This is a genomic window from Nocardioides sp. BGA-UO-ETr-FS32 (assembly GCF_059567905.1).
On record NZ_JCAQOX010000013.1, the window covers coordinates 306,653 to 330,654 of the forward strand.

Genomic DNA, 24,002 nt, shown 5'->3' on the forward strand with positions numbered 1-24,002 from the left:
GCGAGGGCCGCCCCGTAGGCTTGGCAGGTCATGAAGCAGCCGCTCGTCTACCTCGACCACGCCGCGACCACGCCCATGTTGCCGGTCGCGGTCGAGGCGATGACCCGGCTGCTCACGGGCGTGGGCAACGCGAGCTCGTTGCACGCCTCGGGCCGCGGCGCTCGCCGGGTGGTCGAGGAGTCGCGCGAGACGATCGCCGGCGTCATCGGCGCCCGCCCGGGGGACGTGGTCTTCACCTCCGGCGGCACGGAGTCCGACAACCTCGCCATCAAGGGCATCTTCTGGTCGCGACGCGCGCAGGACCCGCGTCGTACGCGCATCCTGTCGACCGCGATCGAGCACCACGCGGTGCTCGACCCGCTGCACTGGCTCGCGGAGAGCGACGGTGCCGACGTCGAGCTCCTCCCGGTCACGTCCGAGGGCGTGCTGGACGTCGAGTCCCTCAGGGACTCAGTGGCGCGCGACCCCGGCTCGGTGGCCCTCATCTCGGTGATGTGGGCCAACAACGAGGTCGGGTCGCTGCAGCCGATCGACGAGGTCGTCGCCCTCGCCGCCGAGCACGCGATCCCGGTGCACACCGACGCGGTGCAGGCGCTCGGCCAGGTGCCCGTCGACTTCGCCGCCTCGGGCGTCGACGCCCTGACCTTCACCGGCCACAAGGTCGGTGGCCCGTACGGCGTGGGCGCCCTCGTCGTGCGCCGCGACGTCGCCGTGAGCGCCCTCGTGCACGGCGGCGGGCAGGAGCGCGACATCCGCAGCGGCACCCTTGACGTGCCGGCCATCGCCAGCCTCGCCGCCGCGGTCGAGGAGTCGGTCAAGCAACAGCACGAGCACGCCGTGCGCGTCGCCGCGCTGCGCGACGACCTGGTGCGCCGCGTCATCGAGGTCGTCCCGGACGCCCACCTCCACGGCACGCCGTCCGGTCCGCTGCGGCTGCCCGGCAACGCGCACATCGGCTTCCCCGGCTGCGAGGGCGACTCCCTGCTCATGCTGCTCGACGCCCGCGGCATCGAGTGCTCCACCGGCTCGGCCTGTTCCGCGGGTGTGCCCCAGCCCTCCCACGTCCTGCTCGCCATGGGCTGCGACGACGACCAGGCCCGCCACTCGCTGCGCTTCTCGCTGGGCCACACCACCACGTCCGGCGACGTCGACCGGCTCGTCGAGGCGATCGGCCCGGTCGTCGAGCGCGCCCGGGCCGCCCGGGCGCGCTGAGGTGGCGGCATGAGGGTCGTCGCCGCGATGTCCGGCGGGGTGGACTCCGCGGTCGCCGCTGCCCGCGCCGTCGAGGCGGGGCACGAGGTGACCGGCGTGCACCTCGCGCTGAGCCGCAACCCGGCGTCCTACCGCTCCGGGGCACGCGGCTGCTGCACCATCGAGGACAGCAACGACGCGCGTCGCGCCGCCGACGTCATCGGCATCCCGTTCTACGTCTGGGACCTCTCCGACCGCTTCCACGAGGACGTGGTGGAGGACTTCATGGACGAGTACGCCGCCGGGCGCACGCCCAACCCGTGCCTGCGCTGCAACGAGAAGATCAAGTTCGCGGCCGTCCTCGACCGCGCGCTGGCGCTGGGCTTCGACGCCGTCGCGACGGGCCACTACGCGCAGCTGCGCACGGGCGCCGACGGGCTGATCGAGATGCACCGGGCGACCGACCACGCCAAGGACCAGTCCTACGTCCTCGGGGTGCTCGACCAGGAGCAGCTGCGCCACTCGCTGTTCCCGTTGGGCGACACCGACAAGCCGGCGGTGCGCCGCGAGGCCGGGGCCCGCGGGCTGCTGGTCGCCGACAAGCCCGACTCGCACGACATCTGCTTCGTCGCCGACGGCGACAACGCCGGCTGGCTCCGGGAGAAGCTCGGCGACCGCGCCCCCAACCACGGCGGCGACATCGTCGACGTCACGACGGGGGAGAGGGTCGGCAGCCACAGCGGCACCTACGGCTTCACCATCGGCCAGCGCCGCGGGCTGCGGCTCGGCGTCCCGGCCGCCGACGGCAAGCCGCGCTTCGTCCTCGACATCGAGCCGGTCAGCGGCACCGTCACCGTCGGCCCGCGCGAGCGGCTCGCGGTCGACCACGTGTCGGGCATCCGGCCGCGCTGGTGCGGCACCGTGCCCGAGCGCGTCGACGGCACCGTGCAGCTGCGCGCCCACGGTGCCGAGCACCGTGCCGTCGTGGAGGTCTCCGGCGACCGCGTCGAGATCGACCTGCTCGACCCCGCCGAAGGCATCGCGCCCGGCCAGGCGGCGGTGATCTACGACGGCACCCGCGTCGTCGGCTCGGCCACGATCTCGGCCACCCGCCCCGTGGTGGCCGCGTGAGCGCCGCCACCGGCGTCGGATCGATGCCCGGCGCGACGGATGCGGCGTACGCCGAGTCGGTGCGGCTCGTCGTCGGCGAGCTGCCTGACCTGCCGCACGTGCCGGAGGTGCCCGGGCGCGGGGTCTGGGCCGCGATGACCGGACGCGGCCTCGCTGTGCTCGACGGGCTCGCGGCGGACCTGCAGCCGGCCGGCTGGCGGCTCACCGACGTCAGCGGCGTCGACCTCCGCAGGGCGCGGTCCCTGCTCGCGCAGGACCTCGACACGGTGGAGGAGCTGGCCCAGGACTACGCGGGTGCGTTCAAGACCCAGGTCGCGGGGCCGTGGACGCTGGCCGCCACGGTGGAGAAGCCCCGCGGCGACAAGGTCCTCAGCGACCACGGCGCGCGCCGGGAGCTGGCGCAGGCCCTGGCCGAGGGCGTACGGCTCCACCTCGCCGACCTGCAGCGCCGGCTCCGCGGTGTCGACCGCTGGATCGTCCAGGTCGACGAACCCGCCCTCGCCGCGGTCGTCGACGGACAGGTGCCCACCGCGAGCGGCTACGGCCGGCACCGCAGCGTCGACCTGCCCGAGGCCGCGGCCCACCTGGAGTGGGTGGCGGCCGCGGTCGCCGAGGCCGGGGGAGAGGCGTGGGTGCACTCGTGCGCGCCCCGCACGCCCTGGTCGCTCGTCGCCGGGACCGGCGTGCTCGGTCTCTCGGCCGACCTCGACCTCCTCGGACCGGGCGACCTGGACACGTTCGCCGAGGTGCTGGAGGCGGGACGTACGGCGGTGCTGGGCGTCGTGCCGTCCACCGACCCGGCCACCGACCCCTCCGACGCCCGCCTGACCGAGCGGGTCCAGCGGTGGCTCGACATGCTCGGCCTCGACCCGGCGGTCCTGGGGGAGAGGCTGGTCGTCAGCCCGACCTGCGGGCTGGCGGGTGCCACTCCGCAGTGGGCGGCACGGGCGGTCCGGTTGTCGGCGACGGTCGCGCGCAACCTCTGAGACGACTCACCTGCGAAGGTGCGGGACCTGCGCCTCCAGCACGGAGAGGCACGACTCGATCGCCACGTCGTGCCAGCGCCGCGAGCCGGCGAGCATGTAGTGGCCCAGCGCGCCCATTTCGCTGAGCTCGGCGCTCTCGGCCACCGCGCGGGCCCGCTCGACGTAGCGGGCGGTCTCGCGGAAGGACGTGATGCGGTCGCGACGGCCGTGCGCCGCGCGGAGCCGGCGGCCGGCGAGGGTGTGCACCGGGTCCTCGGCCGACCACCAGGGCGCGAGCCCGACCACGCCGACCACCGACGGGTCGTCCGCGACGTGCACCGCCACCCGCGCGCCCATCGAGTGCCCCAGCAGCACGACGGGCACCTCGCCCAGCTCGGCGCGTACCTGCTCCAGCGCCCAGCGGGCGTCGGCCTGGGGCTCGCGCCCGCCGTTCCAGCCGCGGGTGCGGTAGCGCGCCGACCACACGCCCACGCCCGCCGCGTGGGCCCGGTCGGTGATCTCGCGCTGCAGCCACAGGACGCGACGCCACGAGGCGCTGCGCCCGTCGACGGACTGTGTGGAACGCGGCTTGCCGCCGTGGAGCACGAGGATGATCGCGCGGGCGGATCCGTCGACGGTGTCGTGGCGGGTGAGGTGCGGGTCGGTCACGACTCTCCTTCGGAGCGGCGGCTGGAACGGATCGGGCGTCGGGTCGGGTGTCAGTGGGCCCCGGCGCCCTCGGGTGCGGACTCGGTGGCGAGCTCCTCGTGCTTGACGTCGAGGAAGATCCACACGATGGCGGACGCCGCGATCATCATCAGCGAGCCCACGAAGAACGCCATGGTGGCGCCCTCGGTGAACGAGCCGAGCGAGGCGAGCTGCCCCACGGTTCCCGGGTCGAGCTGGGGCGCCGCGCCGGCGATGGACGGGGCGATCTCGTCGGCCCGCGTCTGCGCGAAGTGGAGCGACACCGTGCTGAGGGTGGCGAGGCCCAGCGCACCGCCGACCTGCTGCATGGTGTTGAGCACGCCGGACCCGATGCCGGTGTCCTGGGCACGCAGGTGGTGCACCGCGACGAGGGTCAACGGCACGAAGTTGAGCCCCATGCCGAAGGCCATCAGCACGACGAACGGCAGGATCTGCGTCCAGTAGCTGACGCCGTCGCCGAGCGCGACGCCCTGGCCGCCGAGCGCCTCCGGGAGGGAGGCCAGGATCGAGGACGGGTCCTCGGGAACCGTGATCCGGCTGAAGCCGTAGAGGGCGATCGCCGACAGCAGGGTGCCGACGCCGGAGAGGAGGCGCGGGTCGACCGAGCTGATCAGCCTGGACGCCGTGGTGGCCGAGATGATCATCGCGATCGAGAAGGGCAGGAACGCCACGCCGGTCTGCAGCGGGGAGTAGCCGACGACGAGCTGGATGAACAGCGAGAGGAAGAAGAACATCGCGAACATCGCCGCCGGGACGATCATCATCACGGCGAACGCTGCGGCGCGGTTCTTGCTGCGGAAGATCCGGAACGGCATCAGGGGGTGCTCGACGCGGGACTCCAGCAGCAGGAAGAGCCCGAGCAGGGCGACGCCGACGACCAGGCTCGCGATCGTGGTCGTGTCGTCCCAGCCGTAGCGCTCGTCGCCGGCGCGGGACAGGCCGTAGACGATGGCGAGCAGGCTGCCCGTGCCGGTGATGGCACCGGGGACGTCGAGCCAGCCGGTGTGGCGCTCGGACTCGTCGAAGAAGCGCGGGGCGAAGAAGGCCGCGGCGAGGCCGATCGGCACGACGATGAGGAAGGTGTAGCGCCAGCCCTCCAGGCCCAGGATCGGGTCGAGGCCGGTGAGCCAGCCGCCGAGGATCAGGCCGACGGCGGCGCCCACGCCCGCCATCGCGGCGTACACCGCGAACGCGCGGTTGCGCTCGCGGCCGGCCGGGAAGGTGGTCGTGATCAGCGCAAGGGCGGCAGGCGAGGCCATCGCGGCGCCGAGGCCCTGCAGGCCACGGGCGGACAGGAGCATGAACTCGTTCTGGGCGAAGCCGCCCACCAGCGAGGCGACGGCGAACACGAGGACGCCGATGATGAAGACCAGCCGCCGGCCGTAGAGGTCGGCCAGCCGACCTCCCAGCAGCAGGAAGCCGCCGAAGGTGAGGGCGTAGCCGGTGACGATCCAGGACAGGTTGGCCTGGTCGATGTCGAGGTCGGTGCCGATGTAGGGGAGGGCGATGTTGGCGATGGTGCTGTCGAGCACCACCATCAGCTGCGCGAGGGAGATGAGCACCAGCGCCCAGCGCAGGCGCTTGTGCTGCTCGGGGGTCACCTCTGCGGCGGCCGGAGCGAGGTCGGTCATGGGGTTCCTTCGGTCGTGGTGGGTCGGTGTTCGTGGGTCGGGCCGTGCAGGGCTGCGGGGAGGACGACCTCGTCGAGGACGCGTGCGACGAGGTCGGGCGTGACGGCCTCGCCGAGCAGGAACGCGCGGTGCAGGACGATCCCGGCGAGCGACGGCGCGAGCATCTCCAGGTCGGCGTCGGGGTGGACCTCGCCGCGCGCGCGGGCGCGCTCGTAGATGGTCCGTGAGGAGGCGATCTTGGGGCCGATGAAGTCGCGCCGGTAGACCTCGGCGAACTCCGGGTCGCGACCCATGGCCGTGACGACCGCGCTGAGCACGGACCGCGTCATCGGGTCGTTGAGCCCGCCGTGGCCGCAGTACGCCGCGATCAGGTCGCCGCGCAGGGTGCCGGTGTCGGGGACGACGGACTCGCCCTTGTGGGCCATGATCGCGGCCACCACGAGCTCCGGCTTGCCCTTCCACCGGCGGTAGAGCGTGGCCTTCGAGGCCTTGGCGCGGCTCGCCACGGCGTCCATGGTGAGCAGGTCGTAGCCCACCTCGTCGAGGACCTCGAGGGTCGCCTCGAGGATCTGCAGCTCGCGCTCGCCCTCCACGCGGGGGCGGGTGCCGGTCTCGGTCGGGGTCACGGCGTCCTTCCTGGGGGTGGTCGGATGGAATGGAACGGAACGGTTTCGTTTCGACCAACGCCCTACCCGTCCGGTTCATTCCGATGGAACAGATGTGTTCCATCCGGTCCAGACCGGTCCTCGCAGACCCTGTCGGTGCGGACCGGCAGACTGTGCCCATGAGCACGCCCGACCGGACCGCCGCCGAGCCTGTCGCGCCTGCCGTCGCGACTGCTCCGACCGAGGCGCGCGAGCGCCACCAGGAGCTGAGCGAGCAGGTCGAGGACGCCCGCTGGCGCTACTACGTCCTCGACGACCCGACGCTGTCCGACGCCGACTTCGACACCCGGCTGCGCGAGCTCGAGGCGCTCGAGGAGCAGTTCCCCGAGCTGCGCACCCCGGACTCACCGACGCAGAAGGTCGGCGGCGCCGTCTCGACCGACTTCACCGCGGTCGACCACCTCCAGCGCATGGAGAGCCTCGACAACGCCTTCGACCTCGAGGAGCTCGAGGCCTGGCACGCCCGCATCGTGCGCGAGGGCATCGCGGCCCCTGCCCTGCTCTGCGAGCTCAAGGTCGACGGCCTCGCCATCAACCTGCTCTACGAGGACGGGCGCCTGGTGCGCGCGCTGACCCGCGGCGACGGCCGCACGGGCGAGGACGTCACGCCCAACGTCAAGACGATCGCCTCCGTCCCGCACCGCCTCACCGGCACCGGCGAGCACCCGGTGCCCGCGCTGGTCGAGGTGCGCGGCGAGGTCTTCCTCCCGAGCGACGCGTTCGAGCGGCTCAACGCCTCGATGGTCGAGGCGGGCAAGCCGATGTTCGCCAACCCCCGCAACGCGGCCGCGGGCTCCCTGCGGCAGAAGGACCCCCGCGTGACCGCGACGCGCGACCTCGGGATGGTCTGCCACGGCATCGGGGCGCGCGAGGGCTTCGAGCCGCCCGCCCAGAGCGCGGCGTACGACGCCCTTCGCGCGTGGGGGCTGCCGGTCTCCGAGCAGGTGCGGGTCGTGCCGACGCTGACGGACGTCGAGGAGTGGATCGGCCACGTCGGCGAGCACCGGCACTCGATCGTCCCCTACGAGATCGACGGGGTCGTGGTCAAGGTCGACTCCGTGGCCGAGCAGCGCCAGCTCGGCTCGACCTCGCGCGCGCCGCGCTGGGCGATCGCCTTCAAGTACCCGCCCGAGGAGGTCAACACCGAGCTCCTCGACATCCGGGTCAACGTCGGCCGCACCGGCCGGGTCACCCCCTACGGCGTGATGCGTCCGACCAAGGTGGCCGGGTCGACGGTCGAGCGCGCCACGCTGCACAACGCCCACGAGGTACGCCGCAAGGACGTGCGTCCCGGCGACACGGTCATCCTGCGCAAGGCGGGCGACGTGATCCCCGAGATCCTCGGACCGGTGCTGGCGCTGCGCCCCGAGGGCCTGCCGGAGTGGGTGATGCCCACGGTGTGCCCGACCGAGATCGGCGGCTGCGGCACCGAGCTGGTCGAGCAGAAGGAGGGCGACAAGGACCTGCGCTGCCCCAACCACGAGAAGTGCCGCCTCCAGGTGCTCGACCGCGTCTTCCACGTGGCGGGCCGCGGTGCCTTCGACATCGAGGGTCTGGGCTCGGAGGCGGCGGTCGCGCTGCTCGACGCCGGGGTGATCGACAACGAGGGCGACCTGTTCGACCTCGACGCCGACAAGCTGCTGCGCACCGAGCTCTTCACCCGCGCCGCGAAGAAGCAGGAGGGCGAGGGCCGGGTCCTCTCGGCCAACGGGGAGCGGCTCCTGGCCAACCTCGCCACGCGCCTCGACGTGCCGCTGTGGCGGGTGCTCGTCGCGCTGTCGATCCGCCACGTCGGCCCGACGGCGGCACGGGCGCTCGCCACCGAGTTCGGGTCGGTCGAGGCGATCCGTGCCGCCTCCGAGGAGGAGCTCGCGGCGGCCGAGGGGGTCGGGCCCACGATCGCGGCGTCGGTCCGCGAGTGGCTCGACGGCGAGGAGTCGGGCTGGCACACCGCGATCCTCGACAAGTGGGCGGCAGCCGGCGTGACGATGGCCGACGCGCGCGACGAGTCGGTCGCGCGGACGCTCGAGGGCCTCACGATCGTGGCCACGGGCTCGCTGCAGGGCTACACCCGCGACTCGGTCAAGGAGGCCATCATCAGCCGCGGCGGCAAGGCGTCCGGCTCGGTGTCGAAGAAGACCGACTACGTCGTCGTGGGCGAGAACGCCGGCTCCAAGGCCGACAAGGCCGAGCAGCTCGGCGTCCCGGTGCTCGACGAGGAGCAGTTCACGGTCCTGTTGGAGAAGGGGCCGGACGGGCTGGACGCCTGAGGGAGTGCCGGATGTGCCCCCGGGGTTTGGGAGGCGGAGGATCCGGTTAGGAGACCGGGACAGACCAATCCCTGGGAGTCAGCATGCGTCTCGCCCGTTCACTCGTCCCCGCGCTCGTCGCGGCCGCCGGCCTCGCCGCCCCGGTCGTGCTCGCGCCGACGGCCCACGCCGCCGCCCCGAGCTGCGGAGGGCTGAAGGCCACGATCGTGGGCAACAACAAGGCCAACACCATCACCGGCACGCCGCAGCGCGACGTCATCGCGGCGCGCGGTGGCAACGACACCATCCGCGGCATCGGTGGCAACGACGTGATCTGCGGCGGCGACGGCGCCGACACCATCCTCGGCGGAGACGGCAACGACCGGATCTGGGGCGACGCCGACCTGGTCCGGATCGACCCGTTCGGGCGGGTGGTGAAGAAGGGCGACACCATCTCGGGTGGGGCCGGTGACGACACGATCGACCTCGGCCTCGATCCCCGCCCGGCCACCGAGGGCACCCGGGTCGTCGGGGACGGGCTGTCCTACGCCGGCGCGCCCGCGGCCGTCGTCGTGGACTTCCGCGCCGCGGCGACGTCGGTGATCACGGCCGAGGGCAGCGACACCATCAGTGGCTACGGCCAGGGCATCCGGGTCATCGGCTCGCCGCAGGGCGACATGATCAAGGGCACCAACTCCGACGACGTGATCCACGGCCGCGGCGGCGACGACCTGCTCTACGGCCAGGGCGGCGACGACACCATCGTCGGCGACAACGACGGCGTGGCCGGCAACGACCGCCTCTACGGCGACGCGGGCGACGACGCCATCACCGGCTCGGTCGGCATCGACACCTTCGTCGGCGGCAGCGGCAGCGACGTGCTCACCTCGACCTCGGAGAGCCACCAGAGCTTCCGCGGCGGCAGCGGGGTCGACACGATCACCTTCCCGATCCCGCTCGAGTCCGGCTTCGTGGCCAAGGGCCACGGCGGCCAGGACAAGCTCCGCCTGCTGCCCAACGCCAACCCCTTGGCGAAGCCGACCGTGCGCATCGACCAGCTCAAGAAGTCCACCATCCGCGACCTCCAGCCGTACACGCTCGAGGGCAGGATCAACGGGTTCAGCGACATCGTCCTGCCGGCCCGGGCCCTGTCGATCTTCAAGGGCAGCAACGACTCCGAGGTCATCACCGCCCACCCCGACTACCGCGCGATGATCTACGGCCGCGGCGGCGCCGACGTGATGACCGGCTCGCGCCAGCCGGACCGCCTCGACGGCGGCAACGGCTTCGACATCGCCCGCGGTCGCGGCGGCAACGACACCTGCAAGAACGCGGAGAAGCGCTCGAGCTGCTGAGGGCCCGCCGCGCGCGCCCGCTTCCCCCGTGCCCGGCGCGAGGGGCACGATGCCTGCATGTCGCGCAGAGGCAGGCTGCTCGTGCTGGCAGCCGCGTGGGCGGTGCCGGTCTGCTGGACCCTCCTCGCGCTCCTGGCGACACCCTCCGACGGCACCAGCCTGTCCTCGCGGCTGGTGCCGTCGGGGGCCGTGCAGTGGGGCGAGACGGTCCGCGTCGCCGCGACGTACGGTGACACGCCGCTGCGACCCGGCGACGAGGTGCAGGCGGTCGACGGCCGGTCGTTGTCCGACTGGGTCCAGGGCCGCGGGGCGGCGACGCTCGAGACCGGGGACGTGGTGCGCTACGAGGTGCGCCGCGCCGGCGCCGGGCTCGACCTGATCCAGCAGGTCGACGTCAGGCTCGGCACCTACCCGGTGCTGGGTGCGCTGCGGGCGGCACCTCTCGTACCGCTCCTCGCCGTGCTCGTCCTGCTCGTCGGGTCGGCGGTGTTCTGGTCGCGGCCCGCGGCCGCGTCGGCGCGCGCGTTCCTGGTCGCGGCTGCGCTCCTTCCGGCCTCCGTGACCTCGACCCCCTGGGGGCCGGACGTCGTCGACCTCGGGGACGGGGCCTGGCCCAGGTTGGCCGGCGAGGCGATCTCCGCGCTCGGGCTGGTGGCGCTGGTGACCGCCGTCGCCCTGGCGACCCGTCCGTCGGGGCGCGAACGCTGGGTGACGGCCGCGCTGGTCGCGATCCCGCTCCTCGCGTACGCCGCGACCCTGGACCTGCGCCTCGGCGCGGCCGGCTCGCCTGCCGCCCGCCTCCAGGTGCTGTCGAGCGTCGCCGCTCCGACCCTATGGGCCTCGATCCCCGTCCTGCTCGTCGCAGCGACGCTCGCCCACCTGCGTGCGAGCCGACGCGACGACGTGCTGGCCACCCGGCTGGCGCTGCTCGGCAGCGGTGCCGGCGTGGGCGCCTGGTTCGTCCTTGGTCCCTCCCCGGTGCTCCTGACCGATCGGGCACTCGTGCGGGCGGACCTGCTCGTGCTGCTCGCCGGTGGACTGGTCCTGGCCTGCGTGGCCGCAGCGGCCGGCCGCTTCCGGCTCGAGGAGATCGAGCCGCGTGTGCGGCGGGGCCTCGTCCAGGCGCTGGTGCTGGTGGTGGTCGGGGCCGCCTTCGGCGTCGTGGTGCGCGCGGTGGACCTCGCGGCCGACGTCGCCGTCGAGTCGATGCTCGCGGGCGGGCTGCTCGCGCTCCTGCTCCTCCCCGTCGGTGTGGCCGTGCAGCGGACGGTGCGGCGCTGGGTCTACGGCGACCGCGACTTCCCCGAGCGGGTCGTCTCCGAGCTGCGGCGGCTCGACGCGCTCACGGCCCCGGAGGAGACGCTGCGCGAGGCGCTCGAGCTGCTCGCCCGGCGGCTCCACCTGTCCTTCGCCGCGGTCGACGTGTTCGCCACCTCGACCTCCGGCCCGATCGCCGCCTCCATCGGGGACTCCGCCGGAGTCCCGTCGACCGTCGACCTCGCCGTCGGCGGGACGACGCTGGGTCGTCTGCGCGTCGAGGTCGACCCCGGGCACGACCCCTTCGGTCCCGGCGACCGGCGCCTGCTGGAGGACGTCGGTGCCCAGGTCGGGGCCCTCGTCCAGGCCGTCACCGCGAACCGCGAGCTCCAGCTGTCGCGCCGTCGGCTGGTTGCTGCCCGCGAGGAGGAGCGGCGGCGCCTGCGTCGCGACCTGCACGACGGACTGGGACCGTCGCTGGCGACCTTCGCGATGGAGCTGGAGGCGGCCACGGACCTGATCCGCGACGACCCCGACCGGGCCGCCGACCTCGTCGCCCGACTCTCGGACCGGGCGCGGGCCGACATCGGCGAGGTGCGGCGCCTGGTCGAGGGGCTGCGGCCGCCCGCGCTCGACCAGCTCGGCCTGGTCTCGGCGCTGCGGCACCTGGCCGCGGACCACGCCGACGGATCGGGCCCGGTCGCGGTGCGGTGGTCGGTGGAGGCCGAGGACGGCCTGGAGCCGCTGCCCGCAGCGGTGGAGGTCGCGGCGTACCGGATCGTCGTCGAGGCCGTGACCAACGCGCGCCGCCACAGCGGGGCGTCCCGCTGCTCCGTGCGGCTGAGCCGCGCGGGTGACGACCTCGAGATCGAGGTGTCCGACACGGGCTCGGGGCTGGCCGCGGACCGGTCGCCGGGTGTAGGCCTGTCCTCGATGCGTGAGCGCGCGGAGGAGCTCGGCGGTTCCTTCGAGGCGGTGGACCGTCCGGGCGGTGGAACCGTCGTCCGGGCGCGGCTGCCGGTCACGGGACCGTCGGGCGGTGACGGCGGGCTCCCGACGAGCTGAGGGGCCGGCATGGAGAGGGGGAAGGCATGGACACGCAGCGCGTGCTGATCGCCGACGACCACGAGGACTTCCGCAAGGGCCTCGCGGCGCTGCTGGCGGCCACGCCGGCGGTGGAGGTCGTGGGCTCCGCGTCCGACGGCGCGATGGCGGTCGCGCTGGCGCTCGACCTGCAACCCGACGTCGTCCTGATGGACCTGCACATGCCCCGGGTCAACGGCATCGACGCGACCGCGCAGATCGTGGCGTCCTCGCCCCACATCGGGGTCCTGGTGCTGACCATGATGGAGGACGAGGAGTCGGTGTTCGCGGCCGTGCGGGCGGGCGCCCGCGGCTTCCTGCTCAAGGGCGCGCGTCGCGCCGAGATCACCCGCGCGGTGCAGGCCGTCGGGGCAGGCGAGGTGATCTTCGGTCCGGGGATCGCGGACCGGGTGATGGCCTACTTCTCCGGCGTGCGGAACCGCCCCGTCGCCAACGCCTTCCCGGACCTCACCGACCGGGAGCGGGTCGTGCTGGGGCTCATCGCCGAGGGCCGGGAGAACGGCGAGATCGCACGGCAGCTCGGGCTGTCGGTCAAGACCGTGCGCAACCACGCCAGCAACATCTTCACCAAGCTCCAGGTCGCCCACCGCGCCCAGGCGATCGTCAAGGCCCGCGAGGCCGGGCTGGGATAGCGCCTCAGCCGTTCCCGTCGCGGCACCCGCCCTGGAGGCGTACGTCGTCGCGTGCGTCCGCGCCGACTGCCCGGGCCTGCGCCGCGTCCGGGTAGACGACGTCGGCGCCGAACTCGACGCCGAACTCGCCGCGGATGATGCACGCGTCGGTGCGCGCGGGGTCGATGGTGGTCAGCGCCTGGAGCAGGCGGTAGGCAGCCGACGGCGACAGGTCCGTCTCGAGCCCCTCGAGCGCGGCGAGCGCGACCTGCTCCATGAAGCCGACCTCGTCCTCCGCGCCCCGCAGCCGCTCGAGCGCGGCGAGCAGGAGTCGCTGGTGGTTGGCGGCGCGGTCGAAGTCGCCCGCCGGCAGGCCCTCCCGGGTGGAGGCGTACGCCAGCGCCTGGCGGGCGTCGAACGTGTTGGTGCCGCGTCGCACCTCTACGCCGCCCTCCTCGGTGGTGAAGCCGATGGGCGACTCGACGCGGACGTCGCCCACGGCGCCCATCATCGACAGGAAGCCGTCGGCGGCGGTCACCATCACGACGTCGGGAGTGATCCCCAGGAGGTCGTCCACCTCGCGCGCCGCGCCCTCGGGGCCACCCTCGGAGAGTGCCTCGTTGATCCGCGCGCGCCCGCTGGGCAGCTCGACCCACAGGTCGCGGGGCAGGCCGATCGCCACCGCCCGACCGGTGTCCCAGCTCACCCCGATCAGCTGGATGGCGTCGGTGCGCCCCGCCGTCACGTCCTGGCCGGGCCCTGCCTCGGAGCCGAGGGCGAGCACCCAGAGCTCGCCGTCGCCGGCGTCCACCGACTTGGCCGCCGTGACCGTGGTGAGGCTGAGGGTCGTCGGGTGCACGGAGGCGGTCGGGACCAGCAGGGCCACGCCGGCCAGCAGCAGCAGGCGCGCCGCAAGGCGTCGTACGGCGCTCACGACGAGCCCTCCGTCGCTGAGTCCCCGGCCTCGTCCTCGAGCTCGGCGTCGACCGGGGCTCCGTCGTCGAGGGCCACGTCGTAGCCGAAGATCGACCAGCCCTCACGGTCGGGGACGAGCAGGAAGCGGCCGTCGAGCACGAGCGGTCGGGTCGAGCCGTCCTCCATCGTCGCATCGAACGCGAAGTGCACCGTCGCCGTGCCGCCGTGGACCGTGCCGGCGCGGGCCAGGAAGGACAGGCGGGCCTCGAGGTCGGTCGCGCGCACGGCGGTCGCCTCGCGCGCGCTCGCTGCGGTGAGCACGTCGATGTCGCCGGCACCGTCGCGCGCGGCGATGCTGGTGAACGACTCGAAGGAGCGGACGAACTCCTGGCGCGGGAACGTGCCGAGGAAGGCCTCCACGACATAGGCCGACAGCGTCTCCCCGACCGCCGCCTCGACCTCGGCGCGGGTGCCCTCGTCGAGGCGGTCGGCCCCCGCCACGGTCTCCACCCGCAGGGCGACCTGCTGGGCCTGCGGCGGCTCCGGTTCGTCGGGCGGGCCGCCCGCGGAGCACCCGGCCGCCGCCAGCACGGCGACCGCCGCGGCGATCGCCGCGAGGTCTCGACAGTGGCCCATGCGCTTCATCATGGCCGAACCGGGGGCGCCGTGCCTCAACTCGCCGACACGCTGTTGGTGGCGGAGAGGCCGAAGTCGTCGACGTTGTCGCGGGCCGGGTGTCGCTCGCCGACCGGCCCGCGGGCGAACTCGGTGAGGAGCGTCGTGGTGACGGTCCGGACGAAGGCCGCCGTCCCGGCACCGAGCGGGCGCTCGCACCGCTCGGCCATGGCGCAGCCCCAGCGGAGCGTGCCGGCGTTGAACACCCCGGCGCCCGAGCCCGTCGTGTAGTAGACCGACTGCGAGGACGTCGTGACCCCGCGGCACGAGTACGGCGAGTGGGCCAGCACCTGGAGCGGACGGGGCAGCCGCGCGTCGGGGTAGACCCGGTCGGCCTCCGGCCCCACCAGGCCGAGCACCCGGTGACCGCGACGCACGCCGGTGCCGCGGAAGCCCCACCAGCGCGGGCTCGCGATGACGTAGTCGGTGTCGACGGGGTAGCACTCGTACTGCATCCCCAGCAGGTCGTGCTCGGGCCGGGGCACCGGCGACTGCCGGAACAGCGCGGTCGCGTCCACGGAGCCCTCGGCGTACAGCGGGTCGAGGTGGGCGTCGTGGCGGTAGCCGACCATCCGGCGGGCGCGACCGCCGGCGGTGTCCTCCAGGCGCACCCGCCAGTACATGGTGTTGGCGCCGAGGAACGCGAGGTTCGTGCCGGCCTCGCGCGCCGCCAGCACCGCGTCGCGCATGGCGTTCGTCCAGTACTCGTCGTGGCCCATCGACACGTAGCCGTGCGCACCGTCGAGCGCGCCGACGCTGGTGTGGAGGTCGAGGTTGGTGAAGTAGGACAGGGCGACGCCGGACCGCTCGGCGCGCACCACGACCGGGATCGCCGCGGTGCGGTAGTCGTTGGCGCCGGTCGTCGCGGCGTACGGCCGGTCGAAGCTCACGGCGTGGCTGCGGGAGTCGCCGGGCGGGCCGGCGTACAGGCTGTGGCCACCCCACCGGTTGTAGGCCTGCCAGGTCGTCACGGGCGCCACCAGTGCCACGGTTCCTTCCGCCGACGGCGACGTCACCACGTAGGGCACCTGGACGTCCCAGCCGGTGTCGGTGCGCAGCAGGAAGACGTAGAACCCCGGCTCCCACCCGGCCGTGTCGACGGTGAGGTCGCGCGTCCAGGGAGCGACGACCGTGCGGGTGGCGTACGGCTCCAGGCGAGGAGCGGGCTGGGCGCGCCCGAGCCGGAAGCCCGACTCCCAGACGAACGCGCCGCTGCCCCCTGTGTAGGCGCCGATGCGGAAGGCGGACGCCTCCCACCCGCCCTCGGTCGTGGAGACCTTGAGCCCCACCCGGGTCCCCGGGATCCCGCTGGCACGGGTCGTGTACGCCGCCAGCTCGCCGTCGAGCGACGGGTTGCGCGAGCGCCAGTCCTCGGACCCGCGCGGACCGGGGGCCCCCTCCCTGTCGGGATCGACGGCCTCGGACCCCGCCGCGTGGGGGAGCGCGGCGCTCGTGCCCACGGAAGGCACCGTGCGCGCCACCGGCGACCCGCACCCCACGCCCCCCAGCGCCAGCAGCACCCCGACGACGGCCGTCCCCGCCCTCATGATCTCCATGGGGCCGACGATCCGGCCGGCGCCGGTCCCGGCACACGAGGCGGTGATCCCGGCCGCCCGGGAGGATCCGGACCTTGGTCCCGACCGGCTCCCGACCGGCTCCCGACCGGCGTCGGGCCCCGACCTGGCGTGGACCTAGGATTGCCCGCATGCCCGAGATCACCCGCGACGAGGTGGCCCACCTGGCCACCCTCGCCCGCATCGACCTCTCCGACGCCGAGCTCGACCACCTGGCGCCCCAGCTGAGCGTCATCCTCGAATCCGTCGCCTCCATCACCGGTGTCGCCGGCGACGACGTGCCGCCCACGTCGCACGCGATCCCGCTGACCAACGTCTTCCGCGAGGACGTCGTGGTGCCCGGCCTGACGGCCGATGAGGCGCTCGCGGGCGCCCCCGAGGTGGAGGAGCAGCGCTTCTCCGTCCCGCGGATCCTGGGTGAGGAGGCCTGATGACCGAGATCATCCGCAGCACCGCCGCTGCGCTCGCCGAGCGCCTCGCCGCCGGCGAGGTCACCTCCACCCAGCTCACCGAGGCCCACCTCGACCGCATCGACGCGGTCGACGGCGCGGTCCACGCCTTCCTCCACGTCGACCGCGACGGCGCCCTCGCCGACGCGGCCGAGTCCGACGCCCGTCGCGCCCGGGGCGAGGCCCGCGGCCCGCTCGACGGCGTACCGGTCGCGGTCAAGGACGTGCTCACCACCCGCGGGCTGCCGACCACCTGCGGCTCGAAGATCCTCGAGGGCTGGATCCCGCCCTACGACGCGACCGTCGTGACCCGCCTGCGCGAGGCCGGCCTGCCGATCCTCGGCAAGACCAACATGGACGAGTTCGCGATGGGCTCCTCCACCGAGCACTCCGCCTACGGGCCGACCCGCAACCCGTGGGACCTCGACCGGATCCCCGGCGGGTCCGGCGGCGGCTCCGCGGCCGCGGTCGCGGCCTTCGAGGCCCCGCTCGCGATCGGCACCGACACCGGCGGCTCGATCCGCCAGCCCGGCGCCGTCACCGGCACGGTCGGGGTCAAGCCGACCTACGGCGGCGTGTCCCGCTACGGCCTCGTCGCCCTCGCCAACAGCCTCGACCAGGCCGGCCCGGTCACCCGCACCGTGCTCGACGCGGCGATGCTGCACGACGTCATCGGCGGCCACGACCCGCGCGACTCCACGTCCATCGCCCAGGACTGGCCCTCGTTCACCGAGGCCGCGAGGGCCGGCTCGACCGGCGACATGACCGGCGTGAAGGTCGGTGTCATCACCGAGCTCGCCGGCGACGGCTGGCAGCCCGGCGTCATGGCCCGCTTCCAGGAGTCGGTGGACCTGCTGGTCAAGGCCGGCGCCGAGGTCGTCGAGGTGTCGTGCCCGTCCTTCGTGCACGCGCTCGCCGCCTACTACCTGATCCTCCCGGCGGAGGCGTCCAGCAACCTCGCCAAGTTCGACGCCATGCGCTTCGGCCTGCGGGTCACGCCCGAAGGTGACCCGAGCGCCGAGGACGTCATGCGCGCCACCCGCGACGCCGGCTTCGGCGACGAGGTCAAGCGCCGCATCATCCTCGGCACCTACGCCCTCTCCAGCGGCTACTACGACGCCTACTACGGCCAGGCGCAGAAGATCCGCACGCTGATCAGCCGCGACTTCGACGCCGCGTTCGCCAGCGTCGACGTCCTCGTGTCGCCCACCGCCCCCACCACGGCGTTCAGGCTGGGCGAGAAGCTCGACGACCCGATGGCGATGTACCTCAACGACCTCGCCACCATCCCCGCCAACCTCGCCGGCGTCCCCGGGATCTCGGTCCCCAACGGTCTCGCCGACGAGGACGGCCTGCCCAGCGGCTTCCAGGTGCTCGCACCCGCGCTCGCCGACGACCGCGTCTACCGCGTCGGCGCCGCTCTCGAGGCCATGTACGCCGAGCAGTGGGGCGGCCCGCTGCTCGACCGCGCCCCCGGACTGGGTCTCGATACGCTCGCTGGCGCTCGCTACTCGACCGACGAGGAAACCCGATGACCGCCCCCGCGACCGACCTGGCCCTGATGCCCTTCGACGACGTGCTGGCGGCGTACGACCCCGCCCTCGGCCTCGAGGTCCACGTCGAGCTCAACACCGCCTCGAAGATGTTCTGCGGCTGCCCGGCCGTGTTCGGCGGCGAGCCCAACGCCGGCGTCTGCCCGACCTGCCTGGGCCTGCCCGGCGCGATGCCCGTCGTCAACGGCAAGGCCGTCGAGTCGGCCATCCGCATCGGCCTCGCGCTCAACTGCGACATCGCCGAGTGGTGCCGGTTCGCCCGGAAGAACTACTTCTACCCGGACATGCCGAAGAACTTCCAGACGTCCCAGTACGACGAGCCGATCTGCTTCGACGGCTGGATGGACGTCGACATCCAGAACGACGCGGGTGAGACCGAGACCTTCCGCGTCGAGATCGAGCGCGCCCACATGGAGGAGGACACCGGCAAGTCTCTGCACGTCGGCGGCTCGACCGGTCGCATCCACGGCGCCGACCACTCGCTGGTCGACTACAACCGCGCCGGCATCCCGCTCATCGAGATCGTCACCCGCCCGATCCTCGGCGCGGGGGAGAAGGCGCCCGAGGTCGCGAAGGCGTACGTCGCCCAGCTGCGCGAGCTGATCGTCGCGCTCGGCGTCTCCGAGGCCCGGATGGACCAGGGCAACCTGCGCGCCGACGTCAACCTGTCGCTCTCGCCCAAGGGCAGCGGCACCCTCGGCACCCGCACCGAGACCAAGAACGTCAACTCGTTCCGCTCCGTCGAGCGCGCCGTGCGCTACGAGATGCAGCGGCACGCCGCGATCCTGAGCGGTGGCGGCTCGATCCTGCAGGAGACGCGCCACTGGCACGAGGACACCGGCATCACCACGAGCGGCCGCGTGAAGTCCGACGCGGAGGACTACCGCTACTTCCCCGAGCCGGACCTGGTGCCGGTCGCGCCGAGCCGCGAGTGGGTCGAGGAGCTGCGCGGCACGCTGCCGGAGAACCCGACGGTCCGTCGGGCGCGCCTGCAGGCCGAGTGGGGCTTCAGTGACATGGAGATGCGCGACACCGTCGGTGCCGGGGCGCTCGGGCTGGTCGAGCAGACCATCGCCGAGGGCGCTGCTCCGCAGGCCGCCCGCAAGTGGTGGCTCGGCGAGCTGGCCCGGCGCAGCAACGAGGACGGCGTCGACATCGTCGACCTCCCGATCACGCCTGCCCAGGTCGCCCGCATCCAGGCGCTGGTCGACGAGAAGGTCGTCAACGACAAGCTCGCCCGGCAGGTCTTCGAGGGCGTGCTGGCCGGTGAGGGCACCCCCGACGAGGTCGTGGAGAAGCGCGGACTCGCGGTCGTCTCCGACGACGGCGCGCTCGGCGCCGCCGTCGACAACGCGATCGCTGCGAACCCCGACGTCGCCGACAAGATCCGCGACGGCAAGGTCGCCGCCGCTGGAGCGCTCATCGGTGCGGTGATGAAGGAGATGCGCGGGCAGGCCGACGCCGGCCGGGTCCGGGAGCTGATCTTGGAGAAGCTCTCCTAGAAAGCCGGTTGTCTAGACAACTTGTTAGGGTGCAAGCGCGTCACATTGGTCACATCACCAACCAACGCTCGCACCATCGGGGGAAGGGGGTCGGCCGCGGCATGCGGTCATGACCGCCCCGGCGAGCGGGAAGGAAGTCATGCACCATCGCATTCGACCCATCCGAACGGCTGCCGTCGCCCTGTCGACCGCGGCGCTGGGGGTCGGCGTTCTCGCCGCTCCGCCCGCCTCCGCGGAGCCGACGCCCGCACTGCGTGCCGCCAAGGCCGCGATGCCCACGGACAGCACGCCGTCCACCATCGCCGCGGAGTGGCTCGCCGACGAGCTCACCAACGGCCTCATGGTCGGCGACAACGGCCCCGACTTCGGTCTCACCATCGACACCGGCATGGCCCTGTCGACGGTCGTCGACCAGGGTGCCACCAACGCGGCGATCACCACGGCCCTCGAGGCCCGCATCGGCGAGTACGTCGGCGACGGCACCAAGGAGTCCTACGCCGGACCGCTGGCCAAGGCTGCCGCCTACGCCAAGGTGGCGAAGCGGAACCCGACCAGCTACGGCGGGGTCAACCTCATCACCCGCCTCGAGGAGCGCACCGCCGACGTGCCCGCCGACGCGGCGGCAGAGCCGCAGGCCGCGGCGATCGCCGGGCGGATCTTCGACAAGTCGGAGTACGGCAACCACGCCAACGTCGTGGGCCAGTCCTACGCCGTACGAGCCCTGTCGCAGGCCCGGTCCACCGAGGCGGCCGCGGCGCGTGACTTCCTGCTCAAGCAGCAGTGCGCGTCGGGCTACTTCCGCGCGAGCTTCGAGAAGGCCAACGTGCCCAACCAGTCGTGCACCGAGGGCGCTCCGGGCAGCGAGGCCGACCCGGACGCCACTGCGCTGGCGGTGATCAACCTGGTCGAGTCGGACGACAAGACCCCGGCCGTCCAGGCGGCGCTCGACAAGGCCGGCGCCTGGCTCGTCGACCGGCAGCGGGGGAGCGGGGCGTTCCGCGCCGCCGCGCCGATCAGCCAGATCAACACCAACTCGACCGCGGTCGGCGGCTTCGCCCTCGGCCTGCTGAAGAAGCGCGACGCGGCGCTGAAGGCCGCGCTGTGGGTGCGCAAGAACCAGCCCGTCGACAAGTACAAGTGCCGCACGGCGCTGACCAAGGACATGGGTGCCGTCGCCTACCGCAAGGACCGGGTGAAGGCCTCCTCGACGACCGGGATCCCGGCGTCGGCCCGTGACGAGTGGCGCCGCGCCACCGCCCAGGCGGTGCTCGGCCTCCAGTTCGCCCCGGCGAGCAAGGACGAGCTGCGCATCGTGTCGGTGCGCAAGGAGGCCCGCGCGGGTGACCGCGTCCAGTTCCGCGTCTTCGGCCTCGCGCCGAGCGAGAGCGCCTGCATGCAGGTCAAGGGCGACTTCCGACGCGTGAAGGGCAAGAAGTCCGGCGGCAAGATCGTGCGCAAGCTCCAGCTGCCGGCGGGCAACCAGCGCCGCGTCGGCCTGGTGAAGACCTCGGACGACGAGGCGCGTACGTCGCTCCGGGTCCGCAACTGATCCACCAGCTCCACCAGCCACACCGCTCCGGCCCGGCGTCCCACGACGCCGGGCCGGAGTGCGTCCGGGGGCGCGCGAGGGTTACGCTTCGCAGGCCGCACCCGACCGGGTCGGCACCACACACGCCCGAGCTGGGGAAAGCCGGTCCGAAACCGGCGCTGACCCGCAACCGTGGGCACGGGAGCCATCCCGTGCGAGCCGGAACACCCGCCTCGACGCGTCTTGATCACCATCGCTGTCGAGGAATGCAGCGGGGCGGACCGGCACGTGCCGATTCCCTCGCTGTCGCAGCGAGGGAGGAAATCATGAAGCTCATCCCAGGGTTCGCGGCCGTCACGCTCACCGCCAGCCTCGTCACCGCCACCCTTGCCGCCCAGCCGGCCGGTGCCGCCACCTCCGCGTCTCCCACCCGGCTCGCGGGGGACTGGATCGCCACGCAGCTCACCAACGGCATCGCCGTCGGCGACTTCGCCGACATCGGCCTGACCATCGACGCGGGTCTCGCCTTCGACGCGATGGGTGACACCGCCCGGGCCGAGCTCATCGGCGACAGCATCGCGGGCACCCTCGTCACCTCCGAGGACTTCCCCTACGGCTACGCCGCGTCCGACGAGTACGACTGGCAGTCCCCCTACGACTTCGTGCAGGTCGGCCGCTACGCGAACGCCACGGCCAAGGCGGCAGCGTTCACCGGGCGCATCGGTCGCGACGCCGGCACGGCGTACGCCAGCATCGACCTCCTCGCGCAGCTCGAGGATCTGACCGACGACGCCACCGGCGTCATCGCAGACGACTCCAGCTTCGGCGACTACGCCAACACCATCGGCCAGGCCTTCGCCGTCGAGGCGCTCGTCCGGGCGGGCTCGGACGAGGCGGCGGCCGCCACCGATGCGCTCCTGGCCCAGCAGTGCCCTGCCGGCTACTTCCTCTTCACCCTCGGCTCCACCGCGTGCACCGACGTGCCCAGCGCCGACACCACCGCGCTGGCCGTGATCGCCCTGCGCGAGTCCGGCCTCGGCACGGCCAGGGTGGCCGGCGCCATCAGCCTCGCGACGCAGTGGCTCGAGTCCGTCCAGCTGCCCGACGGCTCCTTCGCCGGCGATGCCTCCGCCCCGGGCAGCAACGCCAACAGCACCGGCCTCGCGGGCTGGGCGCTCGGCGAGTCCGGCCGTACGGCCGCCGCTACGAAGGCGGCCGCGTGGACCCGCGGGCTCCAGGCCGCCGACCCGGGCGCGTGCGCGGCCCAGGCCCCGACGGGAGCGATCGCCTACAACGCCGAGGACCTCGCGAGCGGCCGCACCAGCGGCCTCGGCGCGAAGACCGGCGTGTGGCGCCGTGCCACCTTCCAGGCGGCGCCCGTCCTGCGGTGGGCACCTGCGGCCTCGGGCGCTCTCGGCCTCACGGCTCCGGCCTTCGCCGCGGCGAGCAGCAAGGTCGACGTGGTCGTGCGCGGCCTCGCCGCCGGGGAGCAGGGCTGCGTGACCTTCGGGACCGCCAAGCGCCTGGTCACAGGCACCGGCAGTGACCTCACGGTGTCCTTCGCCCTGCCCGCCACCGTGCCCGCCGGGCACACCTTCACGGTCACCACCCTGTCCGGCGCCCAGTCGGCCACCACGACCGTCGCGGCCCCGCCGGTGCCGGCGCCCGTCGTCGGCGACCTGAGGGTGGCGAAGGTCGAGAAGGTCGGCACGAACAACCGCTTCAAGGTCGCGGTCTCCTGCGACGCAACGGTGGCCTGCACGGGCAAGCTCAAGGTCCGGACGGCTGGCAAGGTCGAGCGCGCCGACGGCACCACGGCCAGGCTGGTGGTGGCGAAGTCGACGTACGAGGTCGAGCCCGGCCGGTCCTCCCGGATCACGCTGCGGCTCACCAAGCCCGCGCGCGCAGTCCTCGGTACGAAGCGGATCCGTGTGGTGGCAACGCAGACAGCCCCCGGTGCCGAATCCGGCGTCACGAAGTTCTGGCTGCGGCGGAAGTGACCTCCATGGGAGCCCGGACCCGGCGGTTCGCCACGTCGGCTGCCGCCACCTTCGCCGCCCTGGCCGTGAGCCTGGTCGGCGGCGGCGTGGTGCTCGGCCTCGGCCCGGCCGCCGTCCTGCCCGCGGCCGCCGCGGCCACCTGCACCTCGGCCGGGGGCGTCAGCGTCGTCGTCGACTATCGCGAGCTCGGCGGGGGAGTGACGACGGCCTGCGCGGCGGACGGCGGAGGCAAGAGCGCCACGGCGATCGTCGGGTCCGTCGGCGTGAGCCTCACGTACGCACAGCGCCAGCCCGGGTTCGTCTGCCGGGTCAACGGCGTCCCGACCACCGACCCCTGCGTCACCACCTCGCCCGCCGACGCGTACTGGGGCCTGTGGTGGTCCGACGGCACGTCGGGATCGTGGACGTACTCGTCGTACAGCTCGGGCTCCCTGACCGTCCCGGCCGGCGGCTCGGTCGGATGGGCCTGGAAGCAGGGCAGCGGCAACGCCGCACCCCCCAGCGTCGCTCCGCCGGTGATCGCGGCCTCGCCGTCGCCGACGTCGTCGCCGTCCTCCTCGCCGACCAGCTCGCCGTCCTCCTCGCCCACGTCCTCCCCCTCGGGCGGCGGTGGGTCCGGCAGTGGTTCGGGCAGTGGTTCGGGCAGTGGTTCCGGCAGTGGTTCGGGCAGTGGTTCGGGCAGTGGTTCGGGCGGTGGCTCCCAGACGAGCCCGTCGCCGTCGAGCGGCAGCAGCCCGTCGTCGTCCCCGTCGTCGAGCCCCTCGGCGTCGGCGTCCGACGCCCCGTCCGAGTCGCCCCTTGCCAGTGAGTCTCCTGGAGACTCAAGGTCACCCGCGGGCTCGGGCGAGCGCGGGAAGAAGAGGCCCGGCGACCGTGAGTCTCCTGGAGACTCACGGCCCAGCGACGAGGACGACCCCACCGCCGAGCCCCTTGAGTCTC

General features: G+C 73.4%; 19 protein-coding genes. 12 read left to right on the plus strand and 7 right to left on the minus strand.

Going from position 1 to position 24,002, the window contains the following annotated elements; translation table 11 throughout:
• Nucleotides 1-30 precede the first annotated feature (30 nt).
• From AC57BS_RS06650 to AC57BS_RS06660, 3 genes are read left to right on the plus strand one after another with little or no spacing between them, the layout of a single operon-like run.
• Nucleotides 31-1,212, plus strand: a complete 1,182-nt coding sequence (locus tag AC57BS_RS06650) for a cysteine desulfurase family protein (RefSeq protein WP_496410650.1) — start codon at nucleotides 31-33, stop codon at nucleotides 1,210-1,212.
• A 9-nt stretch (nucleotides 1,213-1,221) separates the two neighbouring features.
• Nucleotides 1,222-2,322, plus strand: a complete 1,101-nt coding sequence (gene mnmA / locus AC57BS_RS06655; protein ID WP_496410651.1) for a tRNA 2-thiouridine(34) synthase MnmA — start codon at nucleotides 1,222-1,224, stop codon at nucleotides 2,320-2,322.
• A complete protein-coding gene (locus AC57BS_RS06660; RefSeq protein WP_496410652.1) occupies nucleotides 2,319-3,308 on the plus strand; it encodes a uroporphyrinogen decarboxylase/cobalamine-independent methonine synthase family protein in 990 nt (329 codons plus the stop codon). The genes mnmA and AC57BS_RS06660 overlap by 4 nt, the downstream gene beginning before the upstream one ends.
• 6 nt (nucleotides 3,309-3,314) lie before the next feature.
• Here AC57BS_RS06660 and AC57BS_RS06665 read toward each other — a convergent pair whose 3' ends face one another.
• From AC57BS_RS06665 to AC57BS_RS06675, 3 genes are read right to left on the minus strand one after another with little or no spacing between them, the layout of a single operon-like run.
• The gene (locus tag AC57BS_RS06665) at nucleotides 3,315-3,956 is read right to left on the minus strand and encodes an alpha/beta hydrolase (protein ID WP_496410653.1); all 642 of its coding nucleotides are present in this window, start codon (nucleotides 3,954-3,956) and stop codon (nucleotides 3,315-3,317) included.
• A gap of 50 nt (nucleotides 3,957-4,006) precedes the next feature.
• Nucleotides 4,007-5,626: an MFS transporter gene (locus AC57BS_RS06670; RefSeq protein ID WP_496410654.1), complete on the minus strand. Its 1,620-nt coding sequence runs from the start codon at nucleotides 5,624-5,626 to the stop codon at nucleotides 4,007-4,009.
• Nucleotides 5,623-6,252 carry a TetR/AcrR family transcriptional regulator gene (locus AC57BS_RS06675; protein ID WP_496410655.1) on the minus strand — a complete coding sequence of 210 codons (630 nt, stop codon included), beginning with the start codon at nucleotides 6,250-6,252 and terminating at the stop codon, nucleotides 5,623-5,625. Before AC57BS_RS06675 ends, AC57BS_RS06670 begins: the two co-directional genes overlap by 4 nt.
• Nucleotides 6,253-6,410: 158 nt before the next feature.
• Here AC57BS_RS06675 and ligA point away from each other — a divergent pair, with 158 nt between their 5' ends.
• From ligA to AC57BS_RS06695, 4 genes are all read left to right on the plus strand, one after another.
• Nucleotides 6,411-8,561: an NAD-dependent DNA ligase LigA gene (ligA, locus tag AC57BS_RS06680; RefSeq protein WP_496410656.1), complete on the plus strand. Its 2,151-nt coding sequence runs from the start codon at nucleotides 6,411-6,413 to the stop codon at nucleotides 8,559-8,561.
• 83 nt (nucleotides 8,562-8,644) lie between these two features.
• The gene (locus AC57BS_RS06685; protein WP_496410657.1) at nucleotides 8,645-9,895 is read left to right on the plus strand and encodes a calcium-binding protein; all 1,251 of its coding nucleotides are present in this window, start codon (nucleotides 8,645-8,647) and stop codon (nucleotides 9,893-9,895) included.
• 57 nt (nucleotides 9,896-9,952) lie between these two features.
• Nucleotides 9,953-12,217: a sensor histidine kinase gene (locus AC57BS_RS06690; RefSeq protein ID WP_496410658.1), complete on the plus strand. Its 2,265-nt coding sequence runs from the start codon at nucleotides 9,953-9,955 to the stop codon at nucleotides 12,215-12,217.
• Between the two features lie 26 nt (nucleotides 12,218-12,243).
• Nucleotides 12,244-12,888, plus strand: coding sequence for a response regulator (locus tag AC57BS_RS06695; protein ID WP_496410659.1), 645 nt, complete (start codon nucleotides 12,244-12,246; stop codon nucleotides 12,886-12,888).
• Nucleotides 12,889-12,892: 4 nt separating this feature from the next.
• On the opposite strand, the gene AC57BS_RS06700 is transcribed toward AC57BS_RS06695, so the two are convergent.
• Genes AC57BS_RS06700 through AC57BS_RS06710 form a run of 3 tightly spaced genes read right to left on the minus strand, consistent with a single transcriptional unit; the run spans nucleotide 12,893 to nucleotide 16,013 of the window.
• Nucleotides 12,893-13,801, minus strand: coding sequence for an LCP family protein (locus tag AC57BS_RS06700; RefSeq protein WP_496410660.1), 909 nt, complete (start codon nucleotides 13,799-13,801; stop codon nucleotides 12,893-12,895).
• Nucleotides 13,798-14,418: a hypothetical protein gene (locus AC57BS_RS06705; protein WP_496410661.1), complete on the minus strand. Its 621-nt coding sequence runs from the start codon at nucleotides 14,416-14,418 to the stop codon at nucleotides 13,798-13,800. The genes AC57BS_RS06700 and AC57BS_RS06705 overlap by 4 nt, the downstream gene beginning before the upstream one ends.
• Nucleotides 14,419-14,453: 35 nt before the next feature.
• Complete coding sequence (locus AC57BS_RS06710; protein WP_496410662.1) at nucleotides 14,454-16,013, minus strand: N,N-dimethylformamidase beta subunit family domain-containing protein; 1,560 nt, start codon at nucleotides 16,011-16,013, stop codon at nucleotides 14,454-14,456.
• A 149-nt stretch (nucleotides 16,014-16,162) separates the two neighbouring features.
• Between AC57BS_RS06710 and gatC the strand changes: the two genes are divergently transcribed.
• The 5 genes from gatC (at nucleotide 16,163) to AC57BS_RS06735 (ending at nucleotide 23,063) form a co-directional block, all read left to right on the plus strand.
• The gene (gene gatC / locus AC57BS_RS06715) at nucleotides 16,163-16,462 is read left to right on the plus strand and encodes an Asp-tRNA(Asn)/Glu-tRNA(Gln) amidotransferase subunit GatC (protein ID WP_496410663.1); all 300 of its coding nucleotides are present in this window, start codon (nucleotides 16,163-16,165) and stop codon (nucleotides 16,460-16,462) included.
• Nucleotides 16,462-18,015, plus strand: coding sequence for an Asp-tRNA(Asn)/Glu-tRNA(Gln) amidotransferase subunit GatA (gene gatA / locus AC57BS_RS06720; RefSeq protein ID WP_496410664.1), 1,554 nt, complete (start codon nucleotides 16,462-16,464; stop codon nucleotides 18,013-18,015). Before gatC ends, gatA begins: the two co-directional genes overlap by 1 nt.
• Nucleotides 18,012-19,535 carry an Asp-tRNA(Asn)/Glu-tRNA(Gln) amidotransferase subunit GatB gene (gene gatB, locus AC57BS_RS06725; protein WP_496410665.1) on the plus strand — a complete coding sequence of 508 codons (1,524 nt, stop codon included), beginning with the start codon at nucleotides 18,012-18,014 and terminating at the stop codon, nucleotides 19,533-19,535. Before gatA ends, gatB begins: the two co-directional genes overlap by 4 nt.
• Before the next feature lie 139 nt (nucleotides 19,536-19,674).
• A complete protein-coding gene (locus AC57BS_RS06730) occupies nucleotides 19,675-21,084 on the plus strand; it encodes a prenyltransferase/squalene oxidase repeat-containing protein (RefSeq protein WP_496410666.1) in 1,410 nt (469 codons plus the stop codon).
• A 305-nt stretch (nucleotides 21,085-21,389) separates the two neighbouring features.
• Complete coding sequence (locus AC57BS_RS06735; RefSeq protein ID WP_496410667.1) at nucleotides 21,390-23,063, plus strand: hypothetical protein; 1,674 nt, start codon at nucleotides 21,390-21,392, stop codon at nucleotides 23,061-23,063.
• Between the two features lie 175 nt (nucleotides 23,064-23,238).
• Here AC57BS_RS06735 and AC57BS_RS06740 read toward each other — a convergent pair whose 3' ends face one another.
• The gene (locus AC57BS_RS06740) at nucleotides 23,239-23,982 is read right to left on the minus strand and encodes a hypothetical protein (RefSeq protein ID WP_496410668.1); all 744 of its coding nucleotides are present in this window, start codon (nucleotides 23,980-23,982) and stop codon (nucleotides 23,239-23,241) included.
• Between the last annotated feature and the right edge of the window lie 20 nt (nucleotides 23,983-24,002).

What these genes read in the sequence shown, in the direction of transcription:
- AC57BS_RS06650 (WP_496410650.1), top strand. Translation starts at nt 31, where the DNA reads ATGAAGCAGCCGCTCGTCTACCTCGACCACGCCGCGACCACGCCCATG.
- mnmA (WP_496410651.1), top strand. Translation starts at nt 1,222, where the DNA reads ATGAGGGTCGTCGCCGCGATGTCCGGCGGGGTGGACTCCGCGGTCGCC.
- AC57BS_RS06670 (WP_496410654.1), bottom strand. Translation starts at nt 5,626, where the DNA reads ATGACCGACCTCGCTCCGGCCGCCGCAGAGGTGACCCCCGAGCAGCAC.
- ligA (WP_496410656.1), top strand. Translation starts at nt 6,411, where the DNA reads ATGAGCACGCCCGACCGGACCGCCGCCGAGCCTGTCGCGCCTGCCGTC.
- AC57BS_RS06685 (WP_496410657.1), top strand. Translation starts at nt 8,645, where the DNA reads ATGCGTCTCGCCCGTTCACTCGTCCCCGCGCTCGTCGCGGCCGCCGGC.
- AC57BS_RS06690 (WP_496410658.1), top strand. Translation starts at nt 9,953, where the DNA reads ATGTCGCGCAGAGGCAGGCTGCTCGTGCTGGCAGCCGCGTGGGCGGTG.
- AC57BS_RS06695 (WP_496410659.1), top strand. Translation starts at nt 12,244, where the DNA reads ATGGACACGCAGCGCGTGCTGATCGCCGACGACCACGAGGACTTCCGC.
- AC57BS_RS06705 (WP_496410661.1), bottom strand. Translation starts at nt 14,418, where the DNA reads ATGGGCCACTGTCGAGACCTCGCGGCGATCGCCGCGGCGGTCGCCGTG.
- AC57BS_RS06710 (WP_496410662.1), bottom strand. Translation starts at nt 16,013, where the DNA reads ATGGAGATCATGAGGGCGGGGACGGCCGTCGTCGGGGTGCTGCTGGCG.
- gatC (WP_496410663.1), top strand. Translation starts at nt 16,163, where the DNA reads ATGCCCGAGATCACCCGCGACGAGGTGGCCCACCTGGCCACCCTCGCC.
- gatA (WP_496410664.1), top strand. Translation starts at nt 16,462, where the DNA reads ATGACCGAGATCATCCGCAGCACCGCCGCTGCGCTCGCCGAGCGCCTC.
- gatB (WP_496410665.1), top strand. Translation starts at nt 18,012, where the DNA reads ATGACCGCCCCCGCGACCGACCTGGCCCTGATGCCCTTCGACGACGTG.
- AC57BS_RS06730 (WP_496410666.1), top strand. Translation starts at nt 19,675, where the DNA reads ATGCACCATCGCATTCGACCCATCCGAACGGCTGCCGTCGCCCTGTCG.
- AC57BS_RS06735 (WP_496410667.1), top strand. Translation starts at nt 21,390, where the DNA reads ATGAAGCTCATCCCAGGGTTCGCGGCCGTCACGCTCACCGCCAGCCTC.